The organism is Streptococcus sp. SP1 (assembly GCF_030440005.1).
GTDB lineage: Bacteria > Bacillota > Bacilli > Lactobacillales > Streptococcaceae > Streptococcus > Streptococcus parasanguinis.
Window position 1 is genome coordinate 92,741 of the sequence record NZ_JAQFJJ010000008.1, and the last position, 11,779, is coordinate 104,519.

Here is an 11,779-nt window from a genome sequence, read left to right on the forward strand (position 1 = left end):
GTAGATGAATGTAATTGATTTAGTGAGTCAAAACTCCAACCTTCTATCCTGGCAACAAGGTTTGCAAAAAAATAATAGGGAATTGATCTTAGGATTGTCTGCGACCACAAAGGCTATTGTAATGGCTTCAGCCTTTGATTCTATTGAAAAAGCAGTCCTCATCACTTCCAGTTATAACGAAGCAGAACGATTGGCCAGTGATTTTATTGCCTTACTTGGAGAAGACAAAGTCCATACATTTTTGGGAGATGATAACCCTTTAGCAGAATTTGTTTTTGCTTCACAAGAAAGGCAATTTGCACGATTAGAGGCTTTGAACTTTTTATGTCAAGAAGATCGTCAAGGCATCCTTGTGACAAATGTGAGTGGTATAAAACTACTATTACCTTCTCCTAAAGTTTTTTCATCTAATATTTTTCAATTGAAGGTTGGTCAAGAAATAGACTTAACTACTCTGAGTGAAACATTACAGAAAATTGGCTATCAAAAGGTGAGCCAAGTTTTGCAGCAGGGAGAGTTCAGTCTACGAGGAGATATTTTAGATATCTTTGAGATCGAACAACTCCAACCCTATCGGATTGAATTTTTCGGAGATGAGATTGATGGAATCCGAATCTTTGACCCAGAAAGTCAGCGTTCTGTTGAAAATGTTGAAGAAGTTCAACTGAAGGCAGTGAGTGATCTATTGTTGCAAGAGGAAGATTTTATCCGTGGTCAGAAGCAAATAGAACAATTGCAAGAACAGAGCGCGAATGAAGAATTTAAATCTTATCTAGCAGAAATTCTGGGAGATATTTCTCAAAGGAAACTCCATCCGGATCTTAGAAAATTTATTAGTTTCTTTTACGAGAAGCAATATACCCTATTCGATTATCTCCCTAAACATACTCCAGTCTTTCTGGATGATTATCAAAAAATAGCAGATCAAATAGCGAGATTTGAACTAGATACAGCTAATCTCTTGACGGAAGATTTACATAAAAATAGAGCTTCTTCTCGCCAAGTGTATTTTGCAGACACCAGTACAACATTACGAAAATATACGCCTGCAACTTATTTTTCAAACTTTCAAAAAGGATTGGGAAATCTGAAGTTTGATCATTTGTATCAATTCAATCAATATCCCATGCAGGAGTTTTTTGGACAATTTGATTTACTAAAAGAGGAAATTGAACGGTATCGAAAATCAAACTATACTGTTATTGTCCAAGCAACTTCTCATCACAATCTTCAACAGCTCCATAAAAATTTAGAAGAGTATGGGATTCGATTAGATTATATTGATGGGGATACGATCATTCCTCAAGCTAGTCAATTAGTCGTTGGAGAATTAGCTCACGGTTTTCAATTTGTTGATGAAAAAATTGTCTACATTACAGAATCAGAGATTTATCAGAAAAAGATCAAACGAAAGATTCGCAGGCAAAATATTTCCAATGCAGAACGCCTAAAAAATTATAATGAATTAGAAAAAGGGGACTATGTTGTTCACCAAGTTCATGGTATTGGTCAATATTTGGGAATTGAAACGATTGAAATTTCGGGTGTCCATCGTGATTATGTTTCAATTCAATATCAAAATGGAGATCGCATCTCGATTCCTGTCGATCAGATTCAGATGTTGTCCAAATACGTTGCAAGTGATGGAAAAGCGCCAAAAATTAACAAGTTAAATGATGGGCGTTTCCAAAAAACGAAGCAAAAGGTTCAGACCCAGGTGGAGGACATTGCAGATGATTTGATAAAACTTTATGCTGAGCGTAGTCAATTAGAAGGATTTGCCTATTCCAAAGATGATGAAAATCAAGAGGCTTTTGAACAAGATTTTCCATATATTGAAACAGATGATCAATTACGTTCCATTGAAGAAATCAAAAAAGATATGGAATCGAATCGTCCGATGGACCGATTGCTGGTTGGAGACGTCGGTTTTGGGAAAACAGAGGTCGCTATGCGAGCAGCCTTTAAGGCAGTAAATGATCATAAACAAGTAGCAGTGCTGGTTCCTACCACTGTGCTTGCCCAACAACATTATGCCAATTTTAAGGAACGTTTTGAATCTTTTGCAGTAGAGGTTGCTGTTTTAAGTCGTTTCCAGAGTAAGGCAGAGCAGAAAGAAACGCTTGAAAAGTTGAAAAAAGGACGAGTGGATATTATTATTGGAACTCACCGGCTCTTGTCCAAAGATGTTGTTTTTTCAGACTTAGGCTTAATCGTGATCGATGAAGAACAACGTTTTGGAGTGAAGCACAAAGAAACCTTGAAAGAATTGAAAAAAAAGGTGGATGTGCTTACCTTGACAGCTACCCCTATACCTCGAACTCTTCATATGTCTATGCTAGGAATTCGAGATTTGTCTGTCATCGAAACACCTCCGACCAATCGGTATCCTGTGCAAACTTTTGTATTAGAGACCAATCCAACCATTATTCGAGATGCTGTGTTGCGGGAGATGGATCGTGGAGGACAGGCCTATTATCTTTACAATAAGGTAGATACAATTGAACAAAAGGTGTCTGAATTAAAAGAGTTGATTCCAGAGGCTTCGATTGGCTTTGTTCATGGTCAGATGAGTGAAATTCGCTTAGAAAATACCCTGTTGGATTTCATTAATGGCGAATACGATGTCTTAGTGACGACAACCATTATTGAGACAGGTGTGGATATTCCAAATGCCAATACACTCTTTATTGAAAATGCGGATCATATGGGACTTTCGACTCTTTATCAACTAAGAGGTCGTGTGGGACGAAGCAATCGAATTGCTTATGCTTATTTGATGTATCGTCCAGACAAATCTCTTACAGAAGTGTCTGAAAAACGTTTAGAAGCTATTAAGGGTTTTACTGAGTTGGGGTCTGGATTTAAAATTGCTATGCGAGATCTATCGATCCGTGGAGCAGGGAATATCCTTGGAGCTTCTCAATCTGGTTTCATCGATTCAGTTGGTTTTGAAATGTATTCCCAATTGTTAGAAGAAGCTATTGCTAAAAAACAAGGCCAAGAGCATCGCAGGCAAAAGAGTAATGCAGAGTTGAACCTTCAAATAGATGCGTATTTACCTAATGAATATATTTCAGATCAACGTCAAAAAATTGAAATTTACAAACAAATTCGTGAAATGAATTCTGCGACGGACTATGAATATTTGCAAGATGAATTGATCGATCGTTTTGGAGAATACCCAGATGTTGTGGCCTACCTACTTGAAATTGGTTTAGTGAAAGCATACTTGGATCAAGTCTTTGTCCGTCTTGTTGAGAGAAAACAACAAAAAGTGACAGTGAAATTTGAACCTATTGCCAAACAACTGTTTTTAACACAGGATTATTTCAAAGCTCTGTCAATGACACAGTTGAAGGCACAGATTGCAGAAGAAAAGGGATTGATTGAAGTGATCTTCGATATTCGAAATAAGAAAGATTTTGAAATTTTAGAAGCTCTGAAGCAATTTGGTCAAACCTTATTGGAAATTAAACAGGAAAAAGAAAAGGACTAGCAGTTCTTAGCTCATTTTTCGCATTTTATGTATAAAAAATGATACAATACTATGTTAGAGGTGACAGTATGAGATTAGATAAATATTTAAAAGTTTCTCGCATTATTAAGCGTCGTCCTGTTGCAAAGGAAGTTGCAGATAAAGGGCGAATCAAAGTCAATGGAGTATTAGCTAAAAGTTCAACGGATTTGAAAGTGAATGATCAAATTGAAGTTCGTTTTGGAAATAAAGTATTGACGGTTAAAGTCTTGGAAATGTTGGATAGTACAAAAAAAGAAGATGCATCCAAAATGTACGAAATAATTAGTGAAACAAGGATAGAAGAAGATGCCTAAAAATATCGTTCAAATGAACAATAAATATATCAAAGACGAAAGTCAGCGAAAACGTTTTTTAGAAGAAGAAAGAAAAAAACGTAATCGTTTTCTAGGGATCGTTTTGATATTGGTCATGTTATTATTTATTCTTCCAACTTATAATTTAGCCCAGAGCTATCAATCGCTACAAGATAAAAAAGAACAATATAAACAGTTGGAAAAAGAGTATAAAGAAACAAGTGAACAAAAAGAATACCAACAAGACATCGCTAAAAAATTAAAAGACGATGATTATGCAACAAAATATGCACGCGCAAAGTATTCTTTTTCAAAAGATGGTGAATATGTTTATACCATCCCAGATTTACTCCCCCAATAACCGATGGAAAATATCTTACAAACAGTTAAACAATTTCTTGAATTTTCGGATGAAAAATTAGAGGAATTAAAAAAGAAAAATCAAATGGTCAAACTTCAAAAGGATGAAAAGGAAAGGAATACAAGTGTCTAAACGATTTCTGCTCCTATTGTTAGTTCCAATTTTATTTATTGGGTCTCAAGCAGCGAGTGTAGAGCAGTCTGAGTCTTCTCAGACAATGGCTCATCCATCAGAAATTTATTTTTCTTCAATTCCAGCGAACCCTAATGTCTATCGCAAAATTTCTGTTTTTTCTGATCCTCAGTTGAAAAAAGCAAAAGGAGAAATTCTTCCCAACACACCGTTTACAATCGAACAACTCTTTGTAAATGATGAAAGGAAAGCTGTATTTAAAATAGCAGATAAAGGATATGTATTAGCAGATTCTTCTGTCATTTTTTCTGATGTTGTACAAGAAACACAAGAAAAAAAACAAGCCATGTGGCTAAAACCTGGTTTTAAAGTGTACGACCGACCCTTAATAAATGGTGCACAAGAAAAAAATACACCTCTTTCTCCTTATACAAAAGTGACAGTCTTACGTACAGCTAAGACTTTACGAGATGAGTTTGTGGAGATTGAAGGTCAGGGCTGGGTGAACAAAGCATTCGTCACTGAAAAAGATAATCGAATGGAAAAAGTCCAGAACTTGTTAAATAGTAAATACAATTCTTCTGCGTATGGAATCTATGTGAAACAATTAGAGACTGGAAATACTGCTGGAATCAATCCGCAAAAAGAAATGTATTCTGCCAGTGTAACGAAATTACCATACTTGTACTACGTCCAAGAACAACTCAATAAAAAAGCCATTTCTCCATCTACAACCTACAAGTATATTCCAGAAGTAAATGATTTCAAAGGAGGCTATGAACCAGAAGGAAGTGGTAGTCTTTCAAAAACACCAGATGGAAAAGAATATAGTGTTCAAGAGTTGGTAGATAAAATTGCAAAAGAATCAGATAATGTTGGACATAATATCTTGAATTATTATGTCACTCATCAATCAGATCAAGATTTCCAAAAAACTTTGGATAAAATTGCAAAAAAACATTGGGATGTTGAAAAAAGAGAAGCATCCGCTGAAATGGCTGGCAATGTCATGGAAGCTGTTTATCAACAGAATGGCCCTATTATTGATGCGCTCTCCTCTACAAAATATGATGATCAACGGATTGCGCGTGACCTTCCAGTAAAGGTTGCTCATAAAATTGGAGATGCCTATGATTTTAGACATGATGTTGCGATTGTATACACAAATTCACCCTATGTAATAGCCATTTTTACAGATCATTCGAATTATGATACGATTTCCAACATTTCAAAAGATATCTATGAGGTATTGAAATAATGGAAAAGCGATTTTTAGAGTTTTGTGAAAAACAAGATCTATTTACTCCCCATCGCCGTGTTTTGGTTGCCTTATCTGGTGGATTGGATTCAATGAATCTGTATGAACTTTTATATAAGAATAAAGAACGATTGAAAATCCATCTGGTACTCGCTCATGTCAATCATGGACAAAGACCAGAATCGGATTTAGAAGAAAGGGAACTTCGAACGCTAGCTGATAGGCGAGAGACACGTATTCATGTGGCTCACTATTCGGGTGATTTTACGGAAGCAAAAGCTCGTACCTTTCGTTATGATTTTTTTAAACAGATTATGGAGAAAGAGGATTGCACCGCTTTAGTAACGGGTCATCATGCAAATGATCAAGCTGAAACAACTTTCATGCGCTTGATACGAGGAACAAAATTACGCCATTTAAGTGGTATTTCTGTACGCCAACCATTTGGCAAGGGTGAGTTAATCCGTCCTTTGTTAACTTTTACCAAAGATGAGTTGATGGAAATCCCTCACTTTGAAGACAGTAGCAATGACTCACAGGATTATTTTCGAAATCGTGTACGCCATCAATACCTTCCTGAATTTGAAAAAGAAAATCCCCAAATGCAAGTAAGTCTTCGTTATTTAGCAGAGGAAGTGACTCATTGGCACCAAGCACTGAAAGAATTGACTAGCGAGTTAACCATTCAAGATTTATCTTCTTTTAGAACGTATTCTCATTCTGTACAATCATTCTTATTAGAAGAGTATCTGGCACAATTTCCAGATTTGCAACTTGGTAGGGTACAGTTTCAAGAATTATTAGATTTACTGCGAAAAAAAAGAAATTGCGTTCATTATTTAAAGTCGAATTATGAACTACATCAAGAATATGATTTCTTTAAAATACAAAAAATCAGTCAAAAGTCGGATGACCACCCCCTCCCATTTTTGTTAGAATTTGGGAATATCTTTGAAATTGCAAATTATAAACTATCTTTTGGACAACCATTAGTAGGGGAAAATGTAGAAATTCTTTCTGTTTCACGCGAAACTCCCATCTTAATTAGAAGGAGAAAGGAAGGAGATCAGCTGCTTGTTAATGGCCACCATCAAAAATTAAGACGGTGGTTCATCAACCATAAAATTCCAATTTCTCTTCGGCAAAAGGCTCTCATTATAGAACAAAATCATAATATTCTTTCTGTAGTGGGATTGGTAACGAGTGATTTGAGTCAGCCCTCAAAAAGTGGTATAATGAAAGATAGTCTTTATATTCAAAAAATAGATAGGTAAAAACATGTTAGAAAAAGATATAAAAAAAGTATTGGTTTCACATGATGAAATTGTAGAAGCAGCAAAGAAATTGGGTGAAACCCTAACAAAAGAGTACCAAGGAAAAAATCCAATTTTTGTTGGAATTTTGAAAGGCTCTGTTCCATTTATGGCAGAGTTGATCAACCACGTAGATACACATATTGAATTGGATTTTATGCTGGTTTCAAGTTATCATGGTGGTACAGCAAGCTCAGGTATTATTAATATTATCAAGGATATCGACCAAGATATTACTGGTAGAGATATTTTATTTGTAGAAGATATTATCGATACAGGCAAAACCCTCAAGAGTTTGAAAGAACTCTTTGAAGAACGAAATGCAGCATCTGTAAAGATTGCTACCTTACTGGATAAACCTGAGGGACGTTTGGTTGAGATTGAAGCAGATTACACTTGCTTTACGATTCCAAATGAGTTTGTTGTCGGATATGGTTTAGACTATGATGAAAATTATCGTAACTTACCATATGTTGGTGTATTAAAAGAAGAAGTGTACTCAAAATAGAGGAGACTAGATGAATAACAGAAAAAACAACGGTTTTGTTCGAAATCCTTTTCTGTATTTGTTGATTATTGTAGCGGCTGTGACAGGATTCCAGTACTTTTTTGCGGGTAATGGAGTTGGTCAAAGTCAGCAAATCAACTACACAGAATTGGTCAAGGAAATTAAAAATGACAATGTAAAGACGATTAGTTACCAACCGAATGGTAGTGTGATTGAAATTGCAGGGACCTATAATAAAGCAAAAGAATCAAAAGAAGATACAGGAATTCAATTTTTTACCCCAAGTGTTCAAAAAGTATCTCGCTTTACTAGTGTCATCCTTCCATCTGATATCACCGTCAATGAATTACAAAAATTAGCAGCTGACCACAAAGCAGAAATCACCATCAAGCGTGAGAGCTCAAGTGGCATGTGGATAACAATTCTCACTTCAATTGTTCCATTTGTTATCGTCATGTTCTTCTTCTTCTCTATGATGAACCAAGGCGGTGGCGGAGGTGCCAGAGGCGCAATGAACTTTGGTCGCAATAAAGCCCGTGCTGCTAATAAAGAAGATATTAAAGTTCGTTTTTCAGATGTGGCAGGAGCTGAAGAAGAAAAACAAGAACTTGTTGAAGTAGTTGAGTTTTTGAAAGATCCAAAACGCTTTACTAAATTGGGAGCAAGGATTCCAGCAGGTGTTCTTCTTGAAGGCCCTCCGGGAACTGGTAAAACCCTTTTAGCAAAAGCAGTAGCTGGTGAAGCTGGGGTGCCATTCTTCAGTATCTCTGGTTCTGACTTCGTTGAAATGTTTGTCGGAGTCGGTGCTAGCCGGGTTCGTTCACTTTTTGAAGATGCTAAAAAAGCAGCACCAGCCATTATCTTTATCGATGAAATTGATGCTGTTGGGCGCCAACGTGGTGTAGGTCTTGGTGGCGGAAATGATGAACGTGAACAAACCCTCAACCAACTTTTGATTGAGATGGATGGTTTTGAAGGCAACGAAGGAATCATTGTTATCGCAGCAACTAACCGTTCTGATGTCCTTGACCCTGCCCTTCTTCGTCCTGGCCGTTTTGACCGTAAAGTATTAGTTGGACGTCCAGATGTGAAGGGTCGTGAGGCAATTCTTCGTGTTCATGCTAAGAATAAGCCACTTGCTCAAGATGTGGACTTAAAATTGGTTGCTCAACAGACACCAGGATTTGTCGGTGCTGATCTCGAAAATGTTTTGAATGAAGCAGCCTTGGTTGCAGCTCGTCGAAATAAAAAAGTAATTGATGCTGCTGACATCGATGAAGCAGAAGATCGTGTTATTGCAGGTCCATCTAAGAAAGATCGGACGATTTCACAAAAAGAACGAGAAATGGTTGCTTATCACGAAGCTGGTCATACAATTGTTGGTTTGGTCTTATCAAATGCTCGTGTGGTTCATAAAGTTACCATTGTTCCACGTGGTCGCGCAGGTGGTTACATGATTGCCCTTCCAAAAGAAGATCAAATGTTACTTTCTAAAGAGGACATGAAAGAACAATTAGCAGGGCTCATGGGAGGACGTGTTGCCGAAGAAATTATTTTCAATTCGCAAACAACAGGTGCTTCAAATGACTTTGAACAAGCAACCCAAATGGCGCGTGCAATGGTGACAGAATATGGTATGAGTGAAAAACTTGGACCTGTTCAATATGAAGGAAATCATGCGATGTTTGGTGCCCAAAGCCCACAAAAAATGATTTCAGAAAGAACAGCTTACGAAATTGATGAAGAAGTTCGTAATCTGTTGAATGAAGCCCGTAATAAAGCTGCGGAAATTATTCAAGGAAATCGAGAAACACACAAACTGATTGCTGAAGCTCTATTAAAATATGAAACCTTGGATAGTGTTCAAATTAAATCATTATATGAAACAGGAAAAATGCCTGAAAATTCAGAGCATGAATTAGAAGAAGAAGCAAAACCTCTATCATATGATGAGATTAAGTCAAAATTAGAAGAAAACAACTAATTTAATAGAAGGAAAATATTTCCTTCTTTCAGAACGTAGACAAACCCTACCAGCAATAGAAACATTGCTATTTTGTAGGTTGGGTACCATATAGTGAAAACTCTTAGGAATGCTGATATCGCGCTATTCTTAAGAGTTTTTTACTTTCTCTATTTTTTAAAAAAGACTGAAGAAAATCGTCCAAAATGGACTTTTCCTTCTTTTTTATTAAAAAAGTGTTGACAGAGTAAAAATATTCTGTATAATAGAATATGTTGTAAAAATGGTCCGTTGGTCAAGGGGTTAAGACACCGCCTTTTCACGGCGGTAACACGGGTTCGAATCCCGTACGGACTATTGAAAAACTGTCACCAAGTGGCAGTTTTTCTTTGTATTTGGACAAAATAGTTAAAATAATGACCAAATAGTTGAAAAAACGTGCAGAATAGAAAAAAAGTCCATTGGGCTTCTTTATTTTTATAAAATACAGATAAAAGTAAAGGAGAGCTTATGGAATTTAATAAAATGTATCAAAAAGTAAAATATATCGTAAGAAAATGTGAAAAGGAATATTATATTCAGTTATGGGAAAAGGATGATTGGGAACAAGAAGGACAGCTAACTCTCTTTGAACTTTATCAAAAAAATCCTGAAATTGAAACAAATGAAGAATTACTTTATAAATACTTTAAAACGAAATTTAGAAATCATATTAAAGATAAAATAAGACAACAGGAAAGTGATAAAAGAAAAATAAATAGACTTCCCTATGTTGAAATAGGAGAAATTAGCCACAGAATTTCATCAAGAGAAATATATTTAGATGAGTTGGTTGTACTAAGAGATTCTTTAAAACGTTTTAAAGAAAAATTAACAGTAAAAGAAAAAGAACAATATGAAGCATTACTAACAAACAGAAGGTGTCTAGGAAAAACAAAAATGAAAAAGAAATTAGAAAACTATCTAAAAGATTTTAAAAATTCTATTTAAAAACAAAAAGTTAAAAGAGTTAAAAAAACTTGCCCTGTTGTAAAATGAAGTGCAACAAAAAAGACATGTTCATCTGACATACTAGAGTTGCGAAAAACAGTATAAAGGAAAATGAACGTGTCCACAAATTATTCTACCACAAATCAAGCCTACAAACACTTATCTGAAGCTGAACGAGGAAAAATTGAGGCTTATTTATGCTCAGGAATCAAACCTGCGGAAATTGCTCGTCGACTGGGGAAAAATCGCTCTACTATTACTTGTGAAATTAATAAAGGTTCCATAACACAAGTGAAAAAAGTAAATGGGCAGAAGGTTTACTATCAACACTGTTATGCAGATGCTGTCCAAAATCGTTATCGTTATGCTAGAGAAGCCAGTTATTATCTGAAACTGGATCGTGTTTCAGACGACTTTCTGATAGAATTTACAGAAGCTATGAAAGAGAAACCAAGAATACATAGCGTGGATACATTTGTTCACACCTATAAATTAAAACATGTAGATGTAGTTGTACCTTCAACCAAGACGCTCTATATCTATATCCATCATGGATTGTTAGAGATTATGGTTATTGATTTGCCAAGAGCAGTGCGGATCCGTAAGAAATTTAGCAAGCGCCCCTTTACCAAGAAACATCTAGGAAAGTCAATTAAAGAAAGACCAGAAGAAATCAATAATCGTTCCCGTTTTGGAGATTGGTAAATCGATTCTGTTCTGGGGGGGAAGACAGTAGGAGAACCTTCTATTCTGACCTTGGTAGAATGACAAACACGTTATGCTATCACAAAGAAACTCGTAGAGAAGAAGACAGAGTATGTCAATCAAGCCGTATTAGAGTCTATGAAGCTTTACCCGATTAAGTCCATCATTAAGGATAATGGAAACAAATTTTCTTCATTGGGTGAGATAGAGGGCTTAGATGTTTATTTTGCTCATGCCTATTCATCTTATGACCAAGGTACAAATGAACATTTCAATGGACTACTAAGAGAGTTCATTTCAAAGGGCATCAATGAAAGACCGAGACGAATCCTTGGTTATCAGTCTGCAAAAAAGCTGTTTGAGCTAAATCAAACAGCTTGAGAAAAACTCACTTAATCAGAGGGACACCTTTGTTGTACTTGACTTGACAATTGGGAAGTAAAAAACTTTCAAAAAAAATAAAAAAAAATTAAAAAAAGTGTTGACAGTAAAGAGAGGTCATGATATACTAATATAGTTGTCGCGAGAGAGCGACAAAGACCTTTGAAAACTGAACAAGACGAACCAATGTGCAGGGCGCTACAATGAAAGTTGTAGTAACTGAACAATAAAAAACAATAAATCTGTCAGTGACAGAATGAGTTTAAGACAAACAATTATTTTAATGAGAGTTTGATCCTGGCTCAGGATGAACGCTGGCGGCGTGCCTAATACA

Annotated in this window: 9 protein-coding genes, 1 tRNA gene and 1 pseudogene; all 11 read left to right on the plus strand. The window is 35.9% G+C overall.

Features of this window, described 5'->3' with window-relative positions; genetic code table 11:
* The first annotated feature begins 4 nt into the window (after positions 1-4).
* The 11 genes and pseudogenes from mfd (at position 5) to PCY07_RS05875 (ending at position 11,445) form a co-directional block, all read left to right on the plus strand.
* Positions 5-3,499 carry a transcription-repair coupling factor gene (mfd, locus tag PCY07_RS05825; RefSeq protein WP_301355510.1) on the plus strand — a complete coding sequence of 1,165 codons (3,495 nt, stop codon included), beginning with the start codon at positions 5-7 and terminating at the stop codon, positions 3,497-3,499.
* A 68-nt stretch (positions 3,500-3,567) separates the two neighbouring features.
* A complete protein-coding gene (locus PCY07_RS05830) occupies positions 3,568-3,834 on the plus strand; it encodes an RNA-binding S4 domain-containing protein (protein ID WP_003002258.1) in 267 nt (88 codons plus the stop codon).
* Positions 3,827-4,195, plus strand: coding sequence for a septum formation initiator family protein (locus PCY07_RS05835; protein ID WP_003018410.1), 369 nt, complete (start codon positions 3,827-3,829; stop codon positions 4,193-4,195). Before PCY07_RS05830 ends, PCY07_RS05835 begins: the two co-directional genes overlap by 8 nt.
* A gap of 3 nt (positions 4,196-4,198) precedes the next feature.
* Positions 4,199-4,327 carry an SP_0009 family protein gene (locus tag PCY07_RS05840; RefSeq protein ID WP_003018429.1) on the plus strand — a complete coding sequence of 43 codons (129 nt, stop codon included), beginning with the start codon at positions 4,199-4,201 and terminating at the stop codon, positions 4,325-4,327.
* Positions 4,320-5,585 (plus strand): serine hydrolase, encoded by a 1,266-nt coding sequence (locus PCY07_RS05845; protein WP_003018427.1) that lies wholly within the window; start codon positions 4,320-4,322, stop codon positions 5,583-5,585. The genes PCY07_RS05840 and PCY07_RS05845 overlap by 8 nt, the downstream gene beginning before the upstream one ends.
* Positions 5,585-6,859: a tRNA lysidine(34) synthetase TilS gene (gene tilS, locus PCY07_RS05850; protein WP_301355507.1), complete on the plus strand. Its 1,275-nt coding sequence runs from the start codon at positions 5,585-5,587 to the stop codon at positions 6,857-6,859. Before PCY07_RS05845 ends, tilS begins: the two co-directional genes overlap by 1 nt.
* Before the next feature lie 4 nt (positions 6,860-6,863).
* Positions 6,864-7,406: a hypoxanthine phosphoribosyltransferase gene (gene hpt / locus PCY07_RS05855; RefSeq protein ID WP_003018402.1), complete on the plus strand. Its 543-nt coding sequence runs from the start codon at positions 6,864-6,866 to the stop codon at positions 7,404-7,406.
* A gap of 10 nt (positions 7,407-7,416) precedes the next feature.
* On the plus strand, positions 7,417-9,390 hold the full coding sequence (gene ftsH, locus PCY07_RS05860; protein ID WP_301355504.1) for an ATP-dependent zinc metalloprotease FtsH: 1,974 nt from the start codon (positions 7,417-7,419) through the stop codon (positions 9,388-9,390).
* Between the two features lie 264 nt (positions 9,391-9,654).
* Positions 9,655-9,726, plus strand: a tRNA-Glu gene (locus PCY07_RS05865).
* Between the two features lie 153 nt (positions 9,727-9,879).
* A complete protein-coding gene (locus PCY07_RS05870) occupies positions 9,880-10,359 on the plus strand; it encodes a hypothetical protein (RefSeq protein WP_013904374.1) in 480 nt (159 codons plus the stop codon).
* A gap of 111 nt (positions 10,360-10,470) precedes the next feature.
* Positions 10,471-11,445: pseudogene (locus tag PCY07_RS05875) on the plus strand (IS30 family transposase).
* Positions 11,446-11,779 lie beyond the last annotated feature (334 nt).

Coding starts and splice junctions, on each gene's coding strand:
- mfd (WP_301355510.1), top strand. CDS start 5: ATGAATGTAATTGATTTAGTGAGTCAAAACTCCAACCTTCTATCCTGG.
- PCY07_RS05830 (WP_003002258.1), top strand. CDS start 3,568: ATGAGATTAGATAAATATTTAAAAGTTTCTCGCATTATTAAGCGTCGT.
- PCY07_RS05835 (WP_003018410.1), top strand. CDS start 3,827: ATGCCTAAAAATATCGTTCAAATGAACAATAAATATATCAAAGACGAA.
- PCY07_RS05840 (WP_003018429.1), top strand. CDS start 4,199: ATGGAAAATATCTTACAAACAGTTAAACAATTTCTTGAATTTTCGGAT.
- tilS (WP_301355507.1), top strand. CDS start 5,585: ATGGAAAAGCGATTTTTAGAGTTTTGTGAAAAACAAGATCTATTTACT.
- hpt (WP_003018402.1), top strand. CDS start 6,864: ATGTTAGAAAAAGATATAAAAAAAGTATTGGTTTCACATGATGAAATT.
- ftsH (WP_301355504.1), top strand. CDS start 7,417: ATGAATAACAGAAAAAACAACGGTTTTGTTCGAAATCCTTTTCTGTAT.
- PCY07_RS05870 (WP_013904374.1), top strand. CDS start 9,880: ATGGAATTTAATAAAATGTATCAAAAAGTAAAATATATCGTAAGAAAA.